The sequence below is a fragment of the Blautia liquoris genome (assembly GCF_015159595.1).
GTDB lineage: Bacteria > Bacillota > Clostridia > Lachnospirales > Lachnospiraceae > Novisyntrophococcus > Novisyntrophococcus liquoris.
Genome location: NZ_CP063304.1, coordinates 1,961,103 through 1,982,327, shown reverse-complemented (window position 1 = coordinate 1,982,327; position 21,225 = coordinate 1,961,103). Strand labels below are relative to the sequence as shown.

At 41.8% G+C, this 21,225-nt stretch carries 23 protein-coding genes and 2 pseudogenes; 18 read left to right on the top strand and 7 right to left on the bottom strand.

Translation table 11 applies throughout. The features are described from left to right. Nucleotides 1–87: 87 nt before the first annotated feature. Together INP51_RS09080 and INP51_RS09075 are read left to right on the top strand one after the other, a co-directional pair. A complete protein-coding gene (locus INP51_RS09080; protein ID WP_193734555.1) occupies nt 88–393 on the top strand; it encodes a type II toxin-antitoxin system RelB/DinJ family antitoxin in 306 nt (101 codons plus the stop codon). Beyond that, nucleotides 390–719, top strand: coding sequence for a type II toxin-antitoxin system RelE/ParE family toxin (locus INP51_RS09075; RefSeq protein WP_193734554.1), 330 nt, complete (start codon nt 390–392; stop codon nt 717–719). Before INP51_RS09080 ends, INP51_RS09075 begins: the two co-directional genes overlap by 4 nt. A 40-nt stretch (nt 720–759) precedes the next feature. Here INP51_RS09075 and INP51_RS09070 read toward each other — a convergent pair. Further along, nucleotides 760–1,737, bottom strand: a pseudogene (locus INP51_RS09070) (terminase TerL endonuclease subunit); the annotation flags it as partial. Between INP51_RS09070 and INP51_RS09065 the strand changes: the two are divergent. From INP51_RS09065 to INP51_RS09020, 10 genes and pseudogenes are all read left to right on the top strand, one after another. Next, nucleotides 1,737–2,531: pseudogene (locus INP51_RS09065) on the top strand (DUF3387 domain-containing protein); the annotation flags it as partial. The pseudogenes INP51_RS09070 and INP51_RS09065 sit on opposite strands and share 1 nt — an antisense overlap. Before the next feature lie 78 nt (nt 2,532–2,609). Beyond that, on the top strand, nt 2,610–3,467 hold the full coding sequence (locus INP51_RS09060) for a GIY-YIG nuclease family protein (protein ID WP_193734553.1): 858 nt from the start codon (nt 2,610–2,612) through the stop codon (nt 3,465–3,467). Between the two features lie 273 nt (nt 3,468–3,740). Further along, nucleotides 3,741–4,049 carry a 23S rRNA methyltransferase gene (locus INP51_RS09055; protein WP_329602293.1) on the top strand — a complete coding sequence of 103 codons (309 nt, stop codon included), beginning with the start codon at nt 3,741–3,743 and terminating at the stop codon, nt 4,047–4,049. After that, the gene (locus tag INP51_RS09050; RefSeq protein ID WP_193734552.1) at nt 4,012–4,644 is read left to right on the top strand and encodes a zinc ribbon domain-containing protein; all 633 of its coding nucleotides are present in this window, start codon (nt 4,012–4,014) and stop codon (nt 4,642–4,644) included. The genes INP51_RS09055 and INP51_RS09050 overlap by 38 nt, the downstream gene beginning before the upstream one ends. Before the next feature lie 149 nt (nt 4,645–4,793). Then, on the top strand, nt 4,794–5,021 hold the full coding sequence (locus INP51_RS09045) for a helix-turn-helix domain-containing protein (protein ID WP_193734551.1): 228 nt from the start codon (nt 4,794–4,796) through the stop codon (nt 5,019–5,021). Next, a complete protein-coding gene (locus INP51_RS09040) occupies nt 5,018–5,227 on the top strand; it encodes a hypothetical protein (RefSeq protein ID WP_193734550.1) in 210 nt (69 codons plus the stop codon). The genes INP51_RS09045 and INP51_RS09040 overlap by 4 nt, the downstream gene beginning before the upstream one ends. Continuing rightward, the gene (locus tag INP51_RS09035) at nt 5,182–5,583 is read left to right on the top strand and encodes a hypothetical protein (RefSeq protein ID WP_193734549.1); all 402 of its coding nucleotides are present in this window, start codon (nt 5,182–5,184) and stop codon (nt 5,581–5,583) included. Before INP51_RS09040 ends, INP51_RS09035 begins: the two co-directional genes overlap by 46 nt. Before the next feature lie 47 nt (nt 5,584–5,630). Further along, the gene (locus INP51_RS09030) at nt 5,631–6,629 is read left to right on the top strand and encodes a virulence RhuM family protein (protein ID WP_193734548.1); all 999 of its coding nucleotides are present in this window, start codon (nt 5,631–5,633) and stop codon (nt 6,627–6,629) included. 713 nt (nt 6,630–7,342) lie between these two features. Next, on the top strand, nt 7,343–8,317 hold the full coding sequence (locus tag INP51_RS09025) for an alpha/beta hydrolase (protein ID WP_193734547.1): 975 nt from the start codon (nt 7,343–7,345) through the stop codon (nt 8,315–8,317). A gap of 37 nt (nt 8,318–8,354) precedes the next feature. Further along, nucleotides 8,355–8,585 (top strand): hypothetical protein, encoded by a 231-nt coding sequence (locus INP51_RS09020; RefSeq protein ID WP_193734546.1) that lies wholly within the window; start codon nt 8,355–8,357, stop codon nt 8,583–8,585. 263 nt (nt 8,586–8,848) lie between these two features. Here the strand turns inward: INP51_RS09020 and INP51_RS09010 are convergent, their stop codons facing one another. Further along, a complete protein-coding gene (locus INP51_RS09010) occupies nt 8,849–9,490 on the bottom strand; it encodes a transmembrane-type terpene cyclase (RefSeq protein ID WP_193734545.1) in 642 nt (213 codons plus the stop codon). Between the two features lie 123 nt (nt 9,491–9,613). Between INP51_RS09010 and INP51_RS09005 the strand changes: the two genes are divergently transcribed. Further along, a complete protein-coding gene (locus INP51_RS09005) occupies nt 9,614–10,159 on the top strand; it encodes a TetR/AcrR family transcriptional regulator (protein ID WP_193734544.1) in 546 nt (181 codons plus the stop codon). An 89-nt stretch (nt 10,160–10,248) separates the two neighbouring features. After that, on the top strand, nt 10,249–10,983 hold the full coding sequence (locus tag INP51_RS09000; RefSeq protein ID WP_193734543.1) for an FAD-dependent oxidoreductase: 735 nt from the start codon (nt 10,249–10,251) through the stop codon (nt 10,981–10,983). A 102-nt stretch (nt 10,984–11,085) separates the two neighbouring features. Here the strand turns inward: INP51_RS09000 and INP51_RS08995 are convergent, their stop codons facing one another. Then, nucleotides 11,086–12,084 (bottom strand): SDR family oxidoreductase, encoded by a 999-nt coding sequence (locus INP51_RS08995; RefSeq protein ID WP_331463423.1) that lies wholly within the window; start codon nt 12,082–12,084, stop codon nt 11,086–11,088. 43 nt (nt 12,085–12,127) lie between these two features. After that, nucleotides 12,128–12,292: a hypothetical protein gene (locus tag INP51_RS08990; RefSeq protein WP_193734542.1), complete on the bottom strand. Its 165-nt coding sequence runs from the start codon at nt 12,290–12,292 to the stop codon at nt 12,128–12,130. 203 nt (nt 12,293–12,495) lie between these two features. Here INP51_RS08990 and INP51_RS08985 point away from each other — a divergent pair, with 203 nt between their 5' ends. Both INP51_RS08985 and INP51_RS08980 read left to right on the top strand, forming a co-directional pair. After that, on the top strand, nt 12,496–13,029 hold the full coding sequence (locus tag INP51_RS08985) for a glutathione peroxidase (protein WP_193734541.1): 534 nt from the start codon (nt 12,496–12,498) through the stop codon (nt 13,027–13,029). Nucleotides 13,030–13,280: 251 nt separating this feature from the next. Beyond that, the gene (locus tag INP51_RS08980) at nt 13,281–15,506 is read left to right on the top strand and encodes a sodium-translocating pyrophosphatase (protein ID WP_230406754.1); all 2,226 of its coding nucleotides are present in this window, start codon (nt 13,281–13,283) and stop codon (nt 15,504–15,506) included. 67 nt (nt 15,507–15,573) lie between these two features. Here the strand turns inward: INP51_RS08980 and INP51_RS08975 are convergent, their stop codons facing one another. Genes INP51_RS08975 through INP51_RS08965 form a run of 3 tightly spaced genes read right to left on the bottom strand, consistent with a single transcriptional unit; the run spans nt 15,574 to nt 20,468 of the window. Continuing rightward, on the bottom strand, nt 15,574–17,421 hold the full coding sequence (locus INP51_RS08975) for an ABC transporter ATP-binding protein (protein ID WP_193734540.1): 1,848 nt from the start codon (nt 17,419–17,421) through the stop codon (nt 15,574–15,576). A gap of 1 nt (nt 17,422) precedes the next feature. Beyond that, nucleotides 17,423–19,147 (bottom strand): ABC transporter ATP-binding protein, encoded by a 1,725-nt coding sequence (locus INP51_RS08970; RefSeq protein WP_193734539.1) that lies wholly within the window; start codon nt 19,145–19,147, stop codon nt 17,423–17,425. Nucleotides 19,148–19,184: 37 nt separating this feature from the next. Continuing rightward, a complete protein-coding gene (locus INP51_RS08965) occupies nt 19,185–20,468 on the bottom strand; it encodes an MFS transporter (protein WP_193734538.1) in 1,284 nt (427 codons plus the stop codon). Nucleotides 20,469–20,606: 138 nt separating this feature from the next. Here INP51_RS08965 and INP51_RS08960 point away from each other — a divergent pair, with 138 nt between their 5' ends. Both INP51_RS08960 and INP51_RS08955 read left to right on the top strand, forming a co-directional pair. Continuing rightward, complete coding sequence (locus INP51_RS08960) at nt 20,607–20,792, top strand: hypothetical protein (RefSeq protein WP_193734537.1); 186 nt, start codon at nt 20,607–20,609, stop codon at nt 20,790–20,792. Nucleotides 20,793–20,805: 13 nt separating this feature from the next. After that, on the top strand, nt 20,806–21,093 hold the full coding sequence (locus tag INP51_RS08955; protein ID WP_193734536.1) for a spore coat protein: 288 nt from the start codon (nt 20,806–20,808) through the stop codon (nt 21,091–21,093). Nucleotides 21,094–21,225: the final 132 nt, after the last annotated feature.

Below are 21,225 nucleotides of genomic sequence, written 5' to 3'. Positions count from 1 at the left end.
ATTTATAGTTTTGTAATAAAATAATCATTGCAAATGCTTGCAATCACAAGCATTTGCAATTATAATAAGGAAAAAGGAGGCGATACTATGGCAAACACATCCGCTGTATATGCGAGAATAGATACAAATCTGAAGGACAGTGCGGAAGATATTCTGTCAAAGCTTGGAATTTCTCCATCAAGTGCAATCCAGATGCTTTATAGCCAGATTGTACTGACAAAAGGGATTCCATTCGACTTACGTCTTCCTTCTGCAAAGCCGTTAGCTGTTGGTGCAATGACCAGAGAACAGCTCGACGCTGAGCTTCAGAAAGGTGTTGATTCTATCAAAGCTGGAAAGGTATATTCCGCCGATGAAGTCGATGCGACGTTAGCAAAGGAATTTGGCATATGACAGAAAATTTTACAGTAAGCTATTCTCAGAATGCGCTTGACGATTTGAGAGAAATCTATTCTTATATCGCCAATGAACTTCTTGTTCCGGAGACCGCAGCAGGGCAGGTGGGTCGCATTCGAAAAGAAGTACGTTCTTTGGATTCTATGCCGGCACGCTATAGGCTGGTTGAGTGGGAACCTTGGCATTCAATGGAAATGCATCAGTTACCGGTAGATAATTTTATTGTGTATTATCTGATTGATGACAAGGAAGGAACCGTTACAGTTGCCCGTGTTTTTTATGGTGGTCGAGACATCAAAGGAATCATCAACTCAAATGAATAAACAGAAATGGAGCTTTTGTGCAAAACAGGGGCTTCATTTCTTATAAAAATAAAATGCCTTTGTCATCATAGACAGATTCACTGTTATCATTACCACAGCGAATGGCACGGTCCAAAGCCATAATGGTGGCAACAACCCCATCAATTTTCTCTGTGGATTTTTCTTTATCTGGTTTGATATTTCCAGCTGGATCACTTTTAATAAAAATATTGTCCATCATCCAGCGAAGTACCGGCTGGCCATTATGAGCAATTCTTTTCTCCAAAGTCAGTTTCATCAGTTCTCTTGTTGGAGGCGACATATCTTTAAATCCTTGTCCAAAGGGAACAACCGTAAATCCCATCCCCTCAAGGTTTTGTACCATCTGTACGGCACCCCAGCGATCAAAGACTATTTCCCGAATATTGAAAGTCTCTTCCAGCTTTTCAATATAACCATAGTGGACCACATTTCCTTCTGTCGTATTTAAATAACCCTGTTTTTTCCAGACATCATAAGGAACATGATCTCTTCGAACACGGAGATCTACGTTCTCATCCGGAATCCAGAAGAAGGGAAGAATGCTGAATTTATCTTCTTCGTCTAACGGAGGGAATACAAGCACAAAGGCAGTGATATCTGTAGTGCTGGAAAGATCTAATCCTCCATAACATACACGTCCTTCCAGTTCCTTTGCATTCACCGGAAAAGAACAGGCATCCTACTTCTCCATAGGTATCCAACGAACTGCCTGTTTGACCCATTGATTCAGCCTTAATTGCCGGAAAGCGTTCTCCTCCGCCGGATTTTGTTTCGCTGACTCGCAGGCTGCCTGGACTTTATCTATTCCAACAGTAATCCCCAGAGAGGGATTCACTTTTCTCCATACTTTCTGGTCGGTCCAATCCTCATGATCCTTTGCACCATAGATCACGGGATAGAACGTGGGATCAACCTTTCGCCACTTTAAGAGATCTAACGCTTTCTGATGTGTCTCAAAACAGATGGAATTGGTATCTGTCCCTGCTGTTGTAATCACTTGTTATGCGTCTGATAAACAAAGGTGAGGGAAAGAAACTATCTCTTCCTGAAATGAATGCACACATCAATGAACTTTTGAAATCCAGTATTAAGAGTGACGGTGTTATTAACCTGTTCTCTGATGTGAAGCAGGAGTTTTCGCTTTTTGATCCGAAGTTTCTTGAGGAAATTTCAAAAATGAAAGAAAAGAACCTTGCAGTTGAACTCCTGAAAAAGTTGATTGCGGAACAGGTACAGATATACAGACACACAAATGTCGTTAAATCCGAGAAATTTAGTGAGATTATTCAGGGAGTTATGAATCGTTATCTTAACGGAATGCTCTCAAATGAAGAAGTCATTGAAGAACTACTTAAGATGGCAAAGCAGATACGCGATGCCAGAGACGCAGGAGATGAGATGGGGCTTTCCGAAGATGAGCTTGCATTTTATGATGCTTTGACAAAGCCACAGGCAATTAAGGATTTTTATGAAAATGATGAGCTTATAGCGATTACGAAAGAGCTCACAGAGGCGTTACGTAAGAACCGTTCTATTGACTGGCAGAAGCGCGAGTCTGCAAGAGCAAAAATGCGAATGATGATTAAGCGACTTTTGAGAAAACATAAATATCCGCCGGAAGGTATGGATGATGCAGTTCAGACGGTAATGTTTCAGTGTGAGTTATGGACTGATAATAATGATATGAATAGGCGAGTTGTGAGTTATGCCGAGACGCTGAAGAATAATGACCAGGATTTGACGATGGTAGCGGAAGATTCTGATCTATACGGAATTAAGAAGGAAGACTGAAGATATGGATGTGACAAAGGGTAACAATATGATTATAGGTGGACAGCAGAGGATTATGGCATTGAGGAGGTGCGTAATGTGACCTATGGCAAATCAATCGAACTATTTCTTGTAAATGGTACTGCGGACAGCATCATTACTGCTGAACTCTCTAACTGGAACGGTAAAGCCATAAAGATACCAAGGATAGAGCTCTCATCATGTGCTCGGGATGATATAATACAGGCTGGAGTCTATTTCCTGTTCTGCAAGGAAGATGATGGGAGAGATTCCGTTTATATTGGCGAATCCGAGAACGTGAAGGACCGACTTATACAGCACCTTCGGGATTATCAATCAGAAAAAGAAAAATACTACTGGAATACAGCCGTAATATTCACGGGTAGGGATCTTAATAAAGCTCTTATACGTTATCTGGAGAATCGTTTTGTAGAAATAGCAAAAAATAGCAAACGTTATACCGTTCTTACAAAGAACACCTATCAGAACACGGTTATGAAAGAATCCCAAAAGGCCATGATGGAAGAATTTATCGATAATGTGAGGATTCTGTTAAATGCACTTGGATATAAGGCCTTGGAGCCAGTGCTGCAGAAAGATTCTGTTGGTTCAGCTTCAGATGAGGAACTTCTCTACATTTCGACTGGAAGAGCAAACGCTACTGGTAAAACAACAACAGAGGGCTTTGTAGTTTTACAGGGTGCGACGGTTAATGGGAAAGTATCAGAGAAGTTAAATGTGGGAATAGTCAGGCTTCGCAAGAAAATGGTTGGTAATGGTAAAATAAATGATCTGATTACGACAGAAGATCTCTTATTTTCCAGTTCGTCGGCGGCCGCAGATTTTGTTCTTGGCTACAGCGTGAGTGGTCCGAGGACATGGAAAGCAAAGGATGGTCGATCTCTTAAAGATATCGAAAGCAGAAAGACAGAATGAGAAGAGAAGAATTCAAGCAGAAAGTTATCTACTAACCGTATTTATCGGGATCTGTTAGACACTCTCTAGGTTGAGACGATGACATTTCAGACTTGTTCCCTCAAAGCGTAGTTTTGAGACATTCGGAGATTCAGGCCTTCTGCATTTAATAGGCAAGAACGGGCTCTATGACCTGTTTTCACGAACAGGCGAGGTTATAAAAGCAGCCGTTTTGAGTGTATTTTTACCTTGGATATATTCCCGCAAACAAACAGACCTAAAAAATAGAGGTCCATGGAAACTGCTCAATACCCAGACATTCATCAGCACGTATCGTGCCATGTGGAGACGGTTGTTCTTTTGTCCAAACTAAAATCAACCCAGTCGATTGAGGTCGAAATTGACCTTGATGAGATGGATTTGACACAGGCGGAGAGTAAGGCTACCTATGCAGAGATAAGGCAGTATGTGCTTGATAATGCAGGATTTAAGGTATCACAACTATATGTCGCACAGGTCAAAAGAAAGCACGGTTTGGTTCAGAGAAGTAATTATAATGTTGGTGATGGGAAATCCAAAGTGCCACAAGTACCACAGCAGTAAATATGCCCTTTTCAGTATTGTTTTTTGCGGACACTGCAATGATGTATACCGCAGAACCCACTGGAACAATCACGGTAAAAAGCAGATAGTGTGGAGATGCATTACACGGCTGGATGCTCCGGGAGTGGAATGTCCGGCAAGGACGCTGTCAGAGATACAGCTGCAGAACTTGGTGCTTGAAGCTATCAACAAAGTTCTTGGAGGAAAGCAAAGAGTCATAAAGGTTTGGGAAACTAATATTTCAGAGGTTCTTGGAAATGCCCACACCGAAGAATTGGAGCTTATCAGAAAGCATATAGAAAAGCAGCAGACACTTCTTGTTAAAATGACTGCTGCATCGGAGGATTATTCCAAGGTGGTTGATAAGATTTATGCCCTGCAGAATGAGCAGAAGCAAGCAATGGCGGACAGTGTGAATTATAAGGCACAAATTGAGCGAACAGAGGAAATGATAGAATATTTGAAATCTCAGCCGAAACGAGTGACAGCCTATGACGAACAACTGGTAGGAAAGCTGATAGAAAAAATCACGGTGTACGATGACCATTTGAATTTCTTGTTTAAGTCAGGCATTCAGATAGAGATAAAGGGATAAAATAACCAAAACAGCGATAGGCACTCTGTAAAAATGCAGGGTGTCTATTTTTCTGCAAAGGATTGAAAAATTCACAAAGTAGTAGTATAATAAATTATCTGAAATGTGTTAGAAATAGTCGGTCGGTTTGCTTAATGGGAGAAAACAGTATGCTGAAAAATAATATAGAAGTGGATGTTAAGGTCAAATGTATAGAGGACGGCATCACGCAGGCACACCTTGCCGAGAAGATTGGTACCACGGGACAGTATGTCAACCGTATCATCAAAAAACAGGACGGTGTGGTAAATAAGACCTTCGTGCAGATGCTGGAGGCTCTTGGCTATGATATTGAACTGACCTATGTGAAACGAGAAAATGCGGGTGATGCTTTATGATTATTTATGCGACAAAGCAGACCTTTGAAAGATACAAATTGAAACTTCCAAAGGAATTAACTCCTCCAATTAATCAGATTGCTGAGGCTGTGATTGAGAATGAAAGCGGAGATAAAATTCTTGAATGGGGTGCAAAACTGTTTTATTTCGATAAAAGAAAATGTATCCAAGTAGTGAATTTTGCCAGCAAGTTAACTCTGTTTTAGTTGATGTAAAGGTAGCAGACTTAGAAAATGTCGGCGATATGATGGCACACTATCTGATTGAATTATATAAGACGGATAAGCAAATGACAAAGGCCTTAAAGAAAATGTTTGAAGAAAACCCAATCACCTGTTTTGAAAAGCTCACGGACAAAAGTGCTATCGCTACACTGAATACCACGCAAAGCCGATTTGCCGATGATGGCTATCGATTTTATGAATTTATCCGAGATGGAATTTTGCATACGCTGGAGATCAATCATGCTATGAATTTTGATTGGCTGTTTACCATGAAGATAAATGGCAAGATAGAATATATCTATGCCGGAGAAAAATTCAAGGAGATTGTATGTACTTGAGAGATGTGGGAAGGATTAGGTATTAAAACTGAAGGGAGAATAAGATATTGGATAATCATGGTGAAATGATAATTTATCAGACAGAAGATGGTCTGACGAAGATAGACGTCAATATGCAGGACGAAACTGTGTGGCTTACACAACAACAGATGGCAGACTTGTTTCAGACTTCACGAACCAATGTTGTGGAACACATAAAACATATTTATGATGAAGGTGAGCTTGATGAAAATTCAACCTGTCGGAAATTCCGACAAGTTCGGAAAGAAGGAAATCGTGAAGTTACAAGAGAGATGCCGTTTTACAACCTTGATATGATTATTTCCCTTGGATACAGAGTAAAATCTTCTATTGCAACTAATTTCAGAAGATGGGCAACAGAACGCTTGAAAGAATATATGATCAAGGGATTCACTATGGATGATAACCGCCTAAAGGAGTTGGGCGGAGGAGGATATTTCAAAGAACTGTTGGAACGGATTCGTGATATCCGGGCATCAGAAAAGGTGTTTTATCGTCAGGTGCTGGAAATCTATGCAACAAGCATAGACTATGATCCCAAAGCGGAAGTTTCTGTTCAGTTTTTCAAGAGAGTACAGAACAAAATTCACTATGCTGTTTCCGGCGAGACAGCTACCGAAGTGATTTATCACCGTGCTGATGCCGAAAAAGATTTTATGGGATTGATGTCATTTTCAGGGGAACAACCGACTTTGAAGGAAGCGAAAATTGCAAAGAATTATCTGAATGAAAAAGAACTTCGGGCAATGGGACAGCTGGTATCCGGATATCTTGATTTTGCGGAAAGACAGGCGGAGCGGGAAATCACTATGACAATGGAGGATTGGGCAAAGCATCTAGACGGGATTTTGACTTCCACAGGAGAAAACCTTCTCACCGGAAATGGCACGGTCAGTCATTTACAGGCGATGGAAAAGGCTCAGATCGAGTATAAAAAGTATAAGGCCAAAACTCTTAGCAGTGTGGAAAAGGATTATTTGGAAAGCATAAAGCTACTGGAACAAAAGGGGAAACGGCAAAAATAAGTTGCTCAAAAATTTGGGATAACTGCTCTGCTAAACTATTCGAATATTGCGAATAGTTCAAAACTGAGGATAAGTTTGAACTTTATTTAAAAACTTTATGATCGCCAGTATAAATGGAAGAGTAGTCTCGGAAACTCGATGAACAATTGATTTAATTCCATACATCATTGGGAAATTCAGCCAGGCAGGCTTTTGGAAAAGGAAATTGTGTTCATCACAGGGGATCAAGTGGAAGAAAGGCATGATTTTTAGACCTTCCAATATGGAAGAGCTGAAAAGAAAAAGCATTGAAGTGAGATGATGTTATACAGCCAGTTGCAGCTGCTTGTAGCGAGCATCCAGATGGATGCAGATGCCAATCATGGCAGTAAGGAAAGAATAGTGTTCTTTCCGATGAATCATGAGCCGGTGTAGACCATAGTCATTGCTGACAGCGAGGACTGACGATATGAACAAGGTTCTTGGGTTGGGGCTTGGTGCAGATGACTATTTCTCAAAGCCCTTCCCGATCTCTGAGCTGATTGCGCGTGTAGGCTCACAGCTGCGCCGCAGCAACCAATATTTATCGGCGAGAGAAAAATCCGTCACTACCGTTACCTATGGGAATTTGTCGATAGATAGGGAAAAATGGTGCTTAGTGAGTGTGCGATTTGGATGCTTTTTTGATAGTTTAGGCTGTGGATTGAACATTTTTAGAAAGAGGATTGGTAGATATGGTAAAAAAAGAGGCTCTATGGCGAAAGGGGAGAGGGATTGTGAAAACGCTACTCATTATTGTTGCTGTGTTAATTTTTTTGATATTAGTATTATACATAAATCATAAAATTCGTCTAAAAAAGGAAACTGAAATCACCTTGCCTCTTGGACAAATTGTTGAAGTGGATGGACACAATATGAGTGTTTATACTGAGGGGAAAGGTGACGCAACACTTGTTTTTATGTCGGGAGGAGGAACTTGTTCTCCGATACTAGATTTTAAATCCCTCTACTCTCTTTTAAATGATAGATATAAAATAGCTGTAGTAGAAAAATTCGGGTATGGATTTAGTGATATAGTTGATAAAAGCAGAGACCTTGACTCTATTCTTGAAGATACAAGGGCAGCACTTACTGCGGCAGGGTTAACGGCTCCCTATGTTCTTTGTCCACACTCTATGTCGGGGCTTGAAGCTTTATATTGGACACAAAAATATCCTGATGAAGTGTCGGCGATTATAGGGTTTGATATGGCTGTTCCGCAATATTATGACAGTATGAAAATAAGCATTCCCATGATGAAAGTTACAAGTTTTGGAGCAAGCATTGGTGTTACTCGATTAATTCCAGGGATTTCAGATAGCGAAGCAATAAAGCATGGAACGTTAACGGATGAAGAAAAGGAAATTTACAAGGCTATTTTCTACAGACGGACAGCAACTGTATCCATGATAAATGAAGCCGAAGTAGTAAAAGCAAATGCAGAAAGAGTAAATGAATTAGGTGTGCCTCAACTTCCAATGCTATTATTCATTTCAGATGGTTCGGGTGGAACAGGATTTGATAAAGAAACGTGGCGTAAAATTCCAATAGAGTATATTTCTCAAATTAAAGCAGGAACATATGTAGAGTTAGATTGCCCACATTATATTCACAATTATGAGTACGAAACAATTGGCAGGGAAATTGTTGAATTTTTGACTATCCAATGATAGCAATGAGAATGTAAAGAGACTGATTATATCGGCAATGGAGAAAATGATGATAAAAGCACTTCCCTTTATAATCCTGCCGTTTGTGGTTATTGTGCTTTCGATGTTTATCAAAACATGGACTGCGGGAGAACCGATAATTACTTGTCCATCTCTTATTATAGGTTTCTTATTAAGCTTTTTTATCGGATTACCATTACACGAGGTGATTGCAGATATTGTAAATAATCATTCGCAGGGGAAATTTGCGATAACGGTTGATTTTTAAGATAACATCGCGCAGAGGGAGGACGGACCGACGGAAACGTAGCCGTGTGTCCGTTCGTTCTTTTGTAAACTTAATGTCAATCGGTGGATACCCTGCTTTCATCAGATCCAAATTCACAAGCAGTCTTCCGGTTCTTCCGTTGCCATTATCCCTCCAATCTGATACTTAGTAGCCATAATGGTGGCTACTGCACCGTCAGTCTTTCAAGACAATTAAAAACAATCAAGCACCGCTGAAGTGATCTTAAAATAAATTATTGAGTCTTAAAAAACAGCGACCTTTGATGTCTTGTTTTTTTGAAACAATCCAATAATGTAAAAAATATCGAAAACGAGACATACCATACCGGTAAGCATGATGTACATATTTGTACTTTCGATAAAGCCACCGAGAATTGTCGGAGCAAGTGTTCCCAAACACTTTGCGATAGCAACCGTAAATGACTGACCTTCCGTTCCTTTTCGTTGAAATAGCATATATAGGAACATGATAGACATGGCTGCATTCTGTGCAAATGCGGAGTACTGCGATGCCTCAACACCACTGTCAAAATGTAAATAGAATGCCAGTTGTAAGGCGACGCAAGTAAATATTGCGAGAGTGCCAAAAGGGAGAAAATATTTCTTTCCTATTTCAGGAAAATATTTTTTTCCGTAGCGAAAAAATGTTATCACAATCAGTATATCAAAAAATGCCCAAACAACATTTGCGACATTTTGTACAGGGGGCATATTCGCCTTATGAATAAATATCCCATCGATAGAATAAAGCACCTCCCATGCAATATTCAATCCCAATGCAAATAGTGGCATCCCATATGTTTTGTCTTTGAATCCCCTATAAATAAGACTAATGTAAACCAAAGTCCAACATACACCGCTTAGTACAAAGAGAAAATTCACCATGATATAAACCTCCAACTAATTAATATAGAAATCACCTTGACACTTGTCCATGTCAGTATTATAATACTGACATGGACAAGTGTCAAGGTCGCTGACTTAACTTATACAAAACAAGGAGAATGAATGTATCAAGGTGATAATCCAAAAGCCATTCGGTCACAAAAATGGATTGCAGACGCACTGCTTTCTATTATGAAAGAAAGACCATACAATAAAATAACTGTGCGAGACATTTGCCAAAAAGCCGAACTTGTACGGCAGACATTTTATAATTGCTTTGATGATAAAGATGATGTATTGCGTTTTTGTCTTCGGAATTGCTATCACGAAATGTTTCAAAAGTTGAATTCCAAGAAAAATATTCTTCCGAGCGATATAACTGATTGTTTCGCGGGAATTTTTGAAACACATCGTGAATTGCTCGGACTTCTGATTGACCAGAAATTGGAGTGGCTGATTTCAGAAGAAGTAACGGCGGCAATGCAAGATTTTACAAGTAAAGTTTCGCCCAAAGAGGACAGCAGAACTGACAAATATGCAAATGCTTTCTTAGCCGGAGCTATGACACAAATGATTATTTGTTGGTTTAAAGATAACAATCGTATATCAACAAATGAGTTATCGGTATTTCTTCTGCACATACTTTCTGGTAATTACTACAAATTGTAAACTTTGCCGAATTACGTGACACCATACATTACATTTTAACCGAACAGATCTGACTATACTTTTACGAAATTAAAAAGGAGAAGATTTATATGGACACCTTAAAAATGCTATGGGGATTCATCAAGAACGCGCGTTACCTCAAGGGGATGATGCGCAAAACCGTGGCGACCGTTGTTGAGGCTGAAAACCCCCACGGAGACTACCACACGATTGCCCTCAAGCCCGCCGATGGGTTTACATGGAATGCGGGGGAGCATGTGATGCTTCGTCTGCCCGACCATGAGGGGATCGAAAAAGAATACCGCATTTTTTCTATTGCGTCTATCCAAGAGGAAGGCGTATTGCTGTTTGGCACCAGAACCGGCAAGGAAACAAGTGCGTTCAAAAAGGCGCTGCTTTCACTGAAGCCAGGTGCCCAGGTTTCAGTGCAGGGTGCCTTTGGTTGGTTCCGCGTCCGGGACGAGTATTCGCCCATAGTACTGTTTGCCGGAGGGGTGGGTGTCACGCCGGTGCGCGCGCTCGTCAAGGAGCTGGCGCACAGCCAGACACGACCTATTCATATCGTCTATTCCTCTTCGGATTTCTATCTCTTTGGGGATGAGATCCACACCATTGCGAACGACAACCCGTCCATGTCACTGCATAAGGTGTCGGCGCGAGAGGAAACACAGGCAAAGCTTTCAGAGCTGGCCGGTCAGTATGGGAATCAGGCATATTACTATATGTCCGCCTCGCCCGGTGTTATCGACTCAGTGGCGAAGCTGCTGCGTTCCAAGGGCATATCTGGAAAACGGCTGATTGATGACACCATGCGGGGCTATTGAACAACGAGAATGGGGAGAAATCAATGAACTTAATGAACATTTAGGCCGTCCATAATTCAGGGAGAGCGAAAGAAAAAGTGAGCGGAAACCGCTCACTTTCTATCATGAATTTGTTGTCTGTCCTCCATCGACATGAATAACCTGGCCGGTTACAAAACGTGAATCATCAGATGCCAGATATACATATGCGGGTGCCAGTTCAAATGGCTGACCCATGCGCATCAGCATATTGTTTTCGGGTACGGCTGCCGTATCGGCAGAAAAACTCGAAGGGATGAGAGGAGTCCAGATCTCCCCCGGAGCCACAGCATTTACCCGGATGCCCTGTTTACCGAGATTTCTGGCCAGAGCTCTCGTAAAACCGACGATAGCTCCTTTGGTAGAAGTATAATCAATCAGATCTTCCTCTCCCATATATGTCACAACAGATGCTGTTCCAATGATCGAACTGCCTGGTTCCATATAAGGAAGTGCAGCCTTAGTTATGTAAAAATGTGGAAAGAAATTGGTCCTGAATGTTTCTTCAAACTGCTCATCACTGATATCCAAAAGGCTCGGCTGCGGAAACTGTACACCGGCATTATTACACAAAATATCAATTTTTCCGAAACATTTCACAGTGTCACCGACGATATTCTTGCAGTGTTTCTTGTCTCTGAGATCCCCGGGAAGCAAAAGGCATTTGCATCCAAGTTCTTCAATTCGTTTTTTTGTCCTCATGGCATCGTTTTCCTCATCAAGATAGGATATCGCCACATCGGCACCTTCTTTTGCAAAAGCTATTGCAGCGGCTGCACCAATACCGCTGTCTCCGCCGGTAATTAAAGCTACTTTATCTATTAGTTTTCCAGATCCTTTATAGTTTGGATTCTCTATAATAGGTCTTGGTACCATCAATTCTTCAAGTCCCGGTTGTCGGAACTGATGTTGCTCCGGAACACTGATCGGAACATCTTCGTATCTTGTGATCGTACCGTAATTAGGGTACATAGGGTAAGGTCTTCGTATCATATTTTCTTCAAAATAGTTCAGCAGATTTTCCACTGTCTGTTTCATGTTGGAATCATTATCATTGTTGCAGGAAGAATTTTTGTTTTCCATTGAATCGTTCATTTTCCTTTCTATATATGTTTCTTGTTAACTTTCAGATGATGGGGTAGTTGAGGTCGTAACTTGGGTTCGTATAGTAAGGGGGGCGAAGGCCGATCAAAGGCATCTTCCAGACATAGTTCAAGTAATATACATTCATAGTTTTATTCGAATAGTTGAGAAGTAACAGTCTGACATCTTTGTTGATCATAAGATCCATATTTTGTCCTGCTTTCACGGATTCGTTTTATTACAGTATATCTTGATAAAAACTAAACTAGAACTGATAAGTATGCCAAATTATTATTTAACGTGTGGTAAGGAAGTTTTTTGAAATAATAGTTGCATCTGACTCGAAAGAATTATATAATGTTGGTATAGAAACAAAAAGTTAGACAATTAATCCACAAAGGAGGATAGAATATGACAATTTACGACTTTAAAGTCAAGAATAATAAGGGGGAAGAAATTTCTCTTGCAGATTATAAGGGAAAGGTTTTACTTGTTGTCAACACCGCTACAAAATGTGGTCTGACTCCCCAGTATGAAGCACTTGAGAAATTGTATGAGAAATACAAAGATAAAGGCCTTGAGATTCTGGATTTTCCGTGCAATCAGTTTTTAGAACAGGCACCTGGCAGCGATGAAGAAATCTCAACCTTTTGTACGATGAATTACGGAACAAAGTTTCCAAGATTTGCGAAAATAAATGTAAACGGACCAGAAACAGCCCCGTTATTCACCTGGCTCAAAGAGGAAGCTCCGAAAGCTCGTGAAACTGAGGAGACAAAAGCTTTTGAAGAGAAGGTAAAAGGTATGGTTCACTTTGATGAGGAAAGTGCCATCAAGTGGAATTTCGGAAAATTCCTGATTGACAGAGAAGGAAACGTGAAAGATCGTTTTGCACCAGCCTATAAACCTGAGGATCTGGGACAAGAGATCGAAAAATTATTATAGAATCCGGAAGAATGACCGTACCAATGTTATTTGGGCGGTCATTTGATTTTCCAATTGCATATTATGATACCAAGGGTCAAAAGGTCCTGCGTTTCATGCTCGCATGAAAAAGCATGACTTTGGGACCCGTAAAAACATGAGAACGCAACCCGATTAGGGTGGAATTCGAATGTTTTTAGGATTGTGAGAGCTCGAAGAGCGTAATAATCCGTGTATCATAAGGGTCAAAAGGTCCTGCGTTTCATGCTCGCATGAAAAAGATAACCTTTTGCCTGACCGGAGAGGAGATGCGTGAGAGCTATACATATAATATGGAGGAAGCGGGTATTACAGCGAATCAGCTGATAATCCAAACTTATAATAAGAAAGGGGATTTTACATTGGGTTCAACAGGTTTTATAGTCATCGCAATTGTCACATCACTACTGTCGTTTGCACTGGCAGCCTGGCTGTATGGCTGGGTAAAGGAGCAGCCGTCATCGAATGAACAGATTCATAGGGTGAGCGGCTATATCCGTCAGGGGGCGGCAACATTTCTCAACAAGGAGTACCTCGTACTTGCCAAATTCTGCGGCGTATGTGCGGTACTGATCTTCATCTTCCTTCCATCTCCGATATGGAAGGGACATATTTTGCTTAATTTTCAGATGGCGTTGGCGTATATTTTTGGAGCACTTATTTCTGCTGCAGCAGGAAAGATTGGGATCGCCGTAGCCACAATCGCAAATGCGAAGACCGCCGAGGCGGCACAGAAAGGTATTCGCCTTTCTTTCCTGTGCGGTTTTCGGGGCGGTGCAGTCATGGGAATGGCTGTGGTAGGAGCATCCCTTCTTGGTGTTGCACTGGTATTCTGGCTCACCGGAGATACGACAACTCTGCTGGGATTCAGCTTTGGTGCCAGTTCACTGGCACTTTTTGCAAAGGCAGGCGGGGGAATATTTACCAAGACCGCGGATATATCTGCCGATCTTGTCGGAAAAGTGGAGCTTGGGATTCCGGAGGATGATCCGCGCAATCCTGCAGTTATCGCTGACAATGTAGGAGACAATGTCGGGGATGTTGCCGGAATGGGAGCCGATCTTTTTGATTCGAATGTAGCTTCTATGGCGGCGGCGCTTGTCATGGGAGCGGCACTTGATCAGACGATGGGCGGCACGAAGAATGTATCCATGGTTTTCTGCTACGCGGCTCTTGGGCTTCTGGCATCGATCATAGGAGTGGCTACAGCACGTATGGGGAAGAATGACAATCCTACCTTTGCCCTGAATTCGAGTACTTATGTTACAACGGCAATTTTTGCAGTACTGACGGCAATAGCGACAGCTGTATTCCATCTGGAATGGCGTATCTGGGGGGCCAGTTTTGTGGGGCTTCTCGTGGGAGTTATTATCGGTATCGCCAGTGACTATTTCACCGATGACGCAAAAAAGCCAGTACAACTGACAGCAAAAGCAAGTGAATCAGGGCCGGCATTTACAGTCCTTTCGGGTGTATCTTATGGTTTTATATCAACGCTGCCGGCACTGATCGGGATTGCATTTTCCGCGTTGATTTCGTATAAGCTCTGTGCACCTTTAGGCGGCGATTATGCCATGTTTGGAATTTCAATGGCGGCTGTGGGGATGCTTTCGATTGTAGGCATGATCATATCAAATGATGCTTATGGTCCAATTGTGGACAATGCACGAGGACTCGCTGAGATGGGTGATCTGGGCGATGATGTAATTGATATCACTGATTCTTTGGACAGCGCAGGAAATACTGTCAAGGCTGTCACAAAGGGCTTTGCAATTGGCGCTGCAGGTCTGACCGTAATTGCACTTCTCGGTGCGTTTATCAGTGAGGTAAATGAAGCAGCAGTGGCGAAAGGACTTGTCGCGGCGGGAGAAAAATATCTGACTGGATTTGATGTAATGGATCCAATTGTATTCTTCGGAATGATTATCGGATCAGCAATTCCGGCTGTTTTCAGTGCCATGTTGATGCTCGGTGTCAATCGAAATGCACAGCGTATGGTATCCGAGATCCATCGTCAGTTCCGCGAAATACCAGGATTAAAAGAAGGAAAGAAAGATGTTATTCCGGAATATGACCGATGCATTGAACTGGCAACAACGGGTTCGCTTCATGAACTGATTCCGGCGGGCCTGATGACCATTATCGCAACACTTCTGGTGGGCTTTATCGGTGGTGTAAGGGCGATAGGAGGTTTCCTTACCGGCAATATCATAAGCGGTCTTCTGCTTGCGAACTTTATGAGCAATGCGGGAGGACTTTGGGATAATTCTAAGAAGTACGTTGAATCAGGCCATAACGGTGGAAAAGGCAGCGATGCCCACAAAGCTGCGGTTATCGGCGATACTGTAGGTGATCCCTTTAAAGATACGGCAGGGCCGTCAATTAATACGCAGATTACGGTTGTATCATTGATCGCATCTTTGATGGCATCACTGTTTTTGACACTATCACTTCTGTAGTAAATAAGTAACAAAAAAAGAAGAGAGGACATGAAGTATTTCACTTATGTCCTCTCTTCTTTTTCTGTCAGGTCAACTGCATCATCCCATGATAAAGCTTGTAATATCTTCCCTTTTGAGCTAACAGTTCATCGTGAGTTCCTCTTTCGACCACGTGCCCGTGGTCCAAAACCAATATGGCGTTGGCATTGTGAACCGTAGAAAGTCTATGGGCGATGACGAAGACGGTACGGTTTTTCATAATTGCATCCATGCCGGCTTCCACCAGTTCTTCCGTTCGTGTGTCAATAGAACTTGTCGCCTCATCCAGAATCAGAACCGGTGGATTAGCTACAGCTGCACGGGCGATGGCAAGAAGCTGTCTCTGACCGAGAGAAAGATTGTCTCCGTCGTTCTTGATCATAGTATCGTAGCCATTCGGAAGTCTTCGGATAAATGAATCTGCATTAGAGAGCATTGCGGCTCCGCGTACTTCCTCATCTGTAGCTTCTAAATTTCCATAACGAATATTGTCCGTAATCGTTCCCGAGAAGAGATGTGTATCCTGCAGCACAAGGGATAAGGACTTTCGAAGATCTTTTTTTCGGATATCCCGGATATCGATACCGTCGTAAGTGATCTGACCGCCGTAGATTTCATAAAAGCGGTTGATCAGATTGATAATTGTAGTCTTCCCGGCTCCGGTTGAGCCTACAAAAGCAATCTTTTGTCCTGGTTTTGCATAAAGATTAATTCCATCGAGAATCTTTCTGTTTGAATCATATCCGAAAGTAACATCATGAAATCGTACATCTCCCTTTAGTGGAATCAGATTGTCGAGCTGCGGTGTTTCCCATCCCCAGGCACCGGTAAAATCATCGGCTTTTACATAATTTCCGGTTTTATCAGTCTTTGCCGGAGATAGTGTAATCTCACCCTCGTCAATTTCGGGTTCAGTCTCAAGGACAGTAAAGATTCGTTCCATTCCGGATACGGCGGACAAAAACAGGTTCATCTGCTGAGTAAACTGATTGACCGGAACTGAAAACTGACGGACAAAGATCAGATAGGAGGCCAGTGTTCCGATATCGATCAGACCTTTGATTACCATCAGAGCCCCGGCACTGGCGGTAAATGTGTAATTGATAAAACCGATACTGACCACCATGGGGGTCATTACACCCGAATAAGCGAATGCTTTGGTGGAGGCTATTCTCAGATCTTCATTTAGAATGTGGAAACTTTTTAAGTTTTCTCGCTCATGGCCAAAAACTTTTTCAACTTTCTGCCCTTCCATCATCTCCCTTGCAAAGCCATTCAGATCTCCGGAATATTGCTGCCTTTTTGCATAATACTGTTTTGATACTTTACTGTTATAATAGATGATAAACAGGATTACTACGAAGCAGACCATCGTGAAAAGTGTCAGAGGAACATTCAGAACAAACATCATAATGATTGAACCGATGACGGTTACAAAACTTTGCACCATGATAGAAAAGCAGCTGTTTAAGGCATTTTCTATGGTATCAATATCATTTGTAAAATAACTCATGATATTTCCGTCACTGTTGGCATCGTAGTAGGACAGGGGCAGTGAATCCACATGATGAAACAGATCCATACGCAGTTCATAGATTATTTTTTGTGTCACCCGTACCATCAGGCGATTCCCGGCCAATGTAGATAATGCTCCGGACAGATAGATGACCGTAAGAACTGCGACTGCATAGCCAAGTCCCCTGACATCGCCGGGGACGATATAGTTATTGATAATTGGCCGGAGCAAAAAAGAGCCCGTGATCCCAACCAGTCCGCTGATTCCGGAAAGCAGGATGATCAAAAACAAGATATACTTGCTCGGTTCCAGAAAGCGCGTGAATTTTTTTAAAGTTGTCAATATATTCTTTTTCTTATCTTTTGATGCCGGGTCCATGTTATGCCTCTCCTTTCTTCTGTGATGCATAGATTTCCTTGAATATCTTGTTGTGTGAAAGAAGTTCCCTGGGAGTACCGATCTCATCAATTCGCCCATCGTCCATGATGATGATACGATCTGCATGCATCACGGAAGTGATACGCTGGGCGATAATTATCTTCGTGATATCGGGGTAGTCATTCTCCAGGTTTCGATATAACTCTTTTTCTGTATTCATATCAAGAGCAGAAGTGGAGTCATCGAGAATAAGAATCTTAGGCTTTTTCAGCAGAGCTCTTGCGATGCAGAGACGCTGCTTCTGACCGCCTGAGAAATTGTTGCCTCCCTCATCCACATAAGAGTCGAATTTATCCTTTTTTTGTTCAATAAATTCACTGGCACAGGCTGCATCGGCGGCTTTTTTTATGTCGTCATCGGAGGCATTTTGATTTCCCCACCGCAGATTATCACTGATTGTCCCGCGAAACAGCATATTCTGCTGCAGTACCACTGCGACCTGATCTCTCAGGTAGCTTAACGGGTATGACTGAACGGGCACTCCATCGATGGAAACAGTACCTTTTGATGCATCATACAATCTCGGTATCAGCTGAACCAGAGAGGTCTTGGAAGAACCGGTTCCACCAAGGATACCGATTGTTTCGCCGGGCTGTATCTGAAAGTTGATATCTTCCAGAACATATTCCTTAGCGTCTGCACGATATTTGAAGGAGACATCCTCCATACGTACAGATCCCTTTTGGATTTTGTGATTTGAGGTCCCCTCATCCGTAAGCTCGATGTCTTCATGGAGAATTTCGCCGATGCGGACAAAAGACTCCATTGCTTTTGTCAGGTTGATAAATACACCGGAGATGAGCATCAGGGAATTTAAGATCTGCAGAACATAGCTTAAGAATCCCGTGAGCTGCCCGACCATCAGTTGTCCGGTAATCACAAGGTTTCCGCCGAACCACACGAGGCCTATAATCGTTCCATACATGACAAACTGCATCACCGGTGCATTTAACAGGGATATCCCATATGCCTTCACCGAGATATCCCGCAGCTGGCTGTTTACGGACTCGAATTTGGCACTTTCATAATCCTCTCTTGCAAAGGCCTTTACTACACGGATGGCTCTTAAGTTCTCCTGCGTAACCTGGTTTAGGACATCATAGATACGCTGCATCCTGTGATAAACCGGTGCAAGACTTCTGACAATAATAAACAATAAAATACCAAGGACAGGAACAGCCACAAAGAATACAACTGCAAGGTCTTTGCTCATCATAGTGGCCATGACAATGCCTGTCAAAAGCATAATAGGTGCACGGAAGATGGAGCGGATGCCCGGCACAATTGCATTCTGTATGATCGTGATATCGGTAGTAAGCCTTGTAATCAGGGAAGGGGTGGTAAAATGATCCATATTGGAAAATGAAAATGACTGGATTTTCTTGTACTCTGCCTCTCGGATTTCGGCGGCAAATCCATTACCGAATACGGAAAAGTTATTACTGCAGCCCCTTCCGAATGCGAAAGAGAGAACGGATAACAACAGAATCAGCAGTCCGATCTTGAGGATATACTGTGTATCCTTGTTGGCAATTCCGACATCGATAATCTTTGACATGATAGAGGGAATTGAGATTTCAAACACTGCTTCAAAGAAACAACATATGAAACCGATGATCCACTCTTTTTTGTAATTTTTTGTGTATATAAAAAAATTTTTTAGCATAGCAAGACTCCGTTAGTGAAATTTAAGTAATTGATAATTAATCGTTTTCTGTTTCCAAATATTCCGGGAGCGGGTCATTAAACCGTATAGTGATGATTCCGGAAATTACATAAAGTGACATATTCAAGATGAATGGCAGCTGTCTGTTGATGCTTGAAAGTTTTCCGGCAATATAACCGGAGGGAGATGCAAAGATAAACATGATAACTCCAAGTACACTGACGATCCGTGCACGTTCTTCAGGATCAACATATAATGCGAGCATAGAATCTTTTCTTGGAACTACCAGTGCAAACGCAAAAGCTTCCATAATTGTATAAAGGATGATAAAAATGTAATTTCTATGCGGGCTAAAGATCAAGATGAGCTGAGAGCCTATATAAAGTAGAAAGCCGACACCCATCGGAATCCGAAATGGAAAATTTTCCAGTTTCTCCTGCATCACAAACATAAAAATAAGCATAATAACAGCACGAAGGATTGGAAAAAGAGCTAAAAAGCTTTTTTGAATGCCCAGATTCTCAGTCGTATAGAGTGAGAAAAAGTTATTAGTAATCTGAGTAGTCATCTGCAGCAGAACCATGATAATCAGAATCTTTACGGTAGGCTTGTCTTGAAAGATCCGCGGCAGTATGTATCGGTACTCGGATATCATGTACCAGAGACTTTGACCTTTTGTCTGTTCTTTCCTCTTCATGCCCTGACGGGTTTCTTTTGTGCAGCGGATAGTGATCAGACATTTGACTGTCATACAGACTGCAAATATAAAGTACAACACTCTCATGACGGGTACCAGAGAAACTCTGCTGATGACAAACCCTGAAATCGGTGCAAAGAACACCGAAAGCAGCCCGGATATTGTAACCCAGGTATAAATATGGAGAATCTGTCCAGAAGGAGCATCCTCGATTAACAGACAGTTCCAGGCAGTCTGATTGACCTGTTCAAAACTATTTAAGACAATCGCTGCTAAAAAGAACCAGAAGTTTTGTGAAACGGCCCAGATTACACATGGGATACACCAACCCAGAAAATCTCCAAAATTACAGGTGACTTTTCTCCCGGCTCTGTCTGCAATAATCCCTCCGGCAAATGCAGAAATCATCTGAACAAACATGGCAATTGACATCAGAAGACCGATCTGAACATCATTTACCCCAAGTTCGTACATATAAAGGGTCGCATAAGGCGCAATCAGATTCTGGGGAATTCCCCAGAGAGGTTCCAGAAAAGTCAGTACCTTCTGATTTCCCTCTAATTCAAACAAAGTCCTGATGAGAGGATGATTCCGAATACGTTCGCGCGTTGAAATTTTATTCATTTTTTATACTCCGAAGATTTTTTTCATACATTAAAAAGTATATACGTAATCAAAAAAAATAGCAAGAGCACAAAGTTAAGAATATTTTATGGGAAGATGCACAAACTAAACGTGTAATAAATACGGAGGTGCAAATAGATGGAAACAATATCAGAAAAAGAATTATCAGCATTAAATGATCTGCTGAGTGAGGAAGATCTGTTGATCAAAAAATTCCAGATGCTGGCACAGCACAGTGATGATCCGCAGGTTAAAGATAAGTTCAACGAAATTTCAAACAAACATCAGGAACATTTTAACAGACTGTATGCACAATTAAGCTAAGGAGGGTATCAGGATGAAAGATCAGATCTATACAGAAAAGGAAGTCTTAACAGATGCCCTGACTGCAGAGAAAGCTACGACGAATAATTACAATACGTTTGCAAATGAATGCGTTCATGACAATGTAAGGCAGGCAATCATGCACTGTCTCGAGCAGGAGCATGCGATTCAGACCGATGTCTTCAATATGATGCATGAAAAAGGGTATTATCCCACACCGGCTGCCCAGGAACAAAAAGTTCAGGAAGCAAAACAAAAATACTCACAGTGCGTAAAAAACACGAATTCCAGCATGATGTAAAACGTGTAGGACTGCGTGAATTTGAAGTCACAAAGAGGACCGGAATATAACGTTTCGGTCCTCTTTTCTGCGTGAAAAGAAAGCAGTGCGGCTTGAATCTTCGGCCGATTTATGTTACATTACTTTTGACCC

What these genes read in the sequence shown, in the direction of transcription:
- INP51_RS09055 (WP_329602293.1), top strand. Translation starts at nt 3,741, where the DNA reads ATGGAAACTGCTCAATACCCAGACATTCATCAGCACGTATCGTGCCAT.
- INP51_RS09010 (WP_193734545.1), bottom strand. Translation starts at nt 9,490, where the DNA reads ATGGTGAATTTTCTCTTTGTACTAAGCGGTGTATGTTGGACTTTGGTT.
- INP51_RS08965 (WP_193734538.1), bottom strand. Translation starts at nt 20,468, where the DNA reads ATGAATAAAATTTCAACGCGCGAACGTATTCGGAATCATCCTCTCATC.
- INP51_RS09080 (WP_193734555.1), top strand. Translation starts at nt 88, where the DNA reads ATGGCAAACACATCCGCTGTATATGCGAGAATAGATACAAATCTGAAG.
- INP51_RS09000 (WP_193734543.1), top strand. Translation starts at nt 10,249, where the DNA reads ATGGACACCTTAAAAATGCTATGGGGATTCATCAAGAACGCGCGTTAC.
- INP51_RS09075 (WP_193734554.1), top strand. Translation starts at nt 390, where the DNA reads ATGACAGAAAATTTTACAGTAAGCTATTCTCAGAATGCGCTTGACGAT.
- INP51_RS08980 (WP_230406754.1), top strand. Translation starts at nt 13,281, where the DNA reads ATGAAAAAGATAACCTTTTGCCTGACCGGAGAGGAGATGCGTGAGAGC.
- INP51_RS08970 (WP_193734539.1), bottom strand. Translation starts at nt 19,147, where the DNA reads ATGCTAAAAAATTTTTTTATATACACAAAAAATTACAAAAAAGAGTGG.
- INP51_RS08975 (WP_193734540.1), bottom strand. Translation starts at nt 17,421, where the DNA reads ATGGACCCGGCATCAAAAGATAAGAAAAAGAATATATTGACAACTTTA.
- INP51_RS09045 (WP_193734551.1), top strand. Translation starts at nt 4,794, where the DNA reads ATGCTGAAAAATAATATAGAAGTGGATGTTAAGGTCAAATGTATAGAG.
- INP51_RS09050 (WP_193734552.1), top strand. Translation starts at nt 4,012, where the DNA reads ATGGGAAATCCAAAGTGCCACAAGTACCACAGCAGTAAATATGCCCTT.
- INP51_RS09005 (WP_193734544.1), top strand. Translation starts at nt 9,614, where the DNA reads ATGTATCAAGGTGATAATCCAAAAGCCATTCGGTCACAAAAATGGATT.
- INP51_RS09025 (WP_193734547.1), top strand. Translation starts at nt 7,343, where the DNA reads ATGGTAAAAAAAGAGGCTCTATGGCGAAAGGGGAGAGGGATTGTGAAA.
- INP51_RS08985 (WP_193734541.1), top strand. Translation starts at nt 12,496, where the DNA reads ATGACAATTTACGACTTTAAAGTCAAGAATAATAAGGGGGAAGAAATT.
- INP51_RS09020 (WP_193734546.1), top strand. Translation starts at nt 8,355, where the DNA reads ATGGAGAAAATGATGATAAAAGCACTTCCCTTTATAATCCTGCCGTTT.
- INP51_RS09040 (WP_193734550.1), top strand. Translation starts at nt 5,018, where the DNA reads ATGATTATTTATGCGACAAAGCAGACCTTTGAAAGATACAAATTGAAA.
- INP51_RS08960 (WP_193734537.1), top strand. Translation starts at nt 20,607, where the DNA reads ATGGAAACAATATCAGAAAAAGAATTATCAGCATTAAATGATCTGCTG.
- INP51_RS09035 (WP_193734549.1), top strand. Translation starts at nt 5,182, where the DNA reads ATGTATCCAAGTAGTGAATTTTGCCAGCAAGTTAACTCTGTTTTAGTT.
- INP51_RS08955 (WP_193734536.1), top strand. Translation starts at nt 20,806, where the DNA reads ATGAAAGATCAGATCTATACAGAAAAGGAAGTCTTAACAGATGCCCTG.
- INP51_RS08995 (WP_331463423.1), bottom strand. Translation starts at nt 12,084, where the DNA reads ATGGAAAACAAAAATTCTTCCTGCAACAATGATAATGATTCCAACATG.
- INP51_RS08990 (WP_193734542.1), bottom strand. Translation starts at nt 12,292, where the DNA reads ATGGATCTTATGATCAACAAAGATGTCAGACTGTTACTTCTCAACTAT.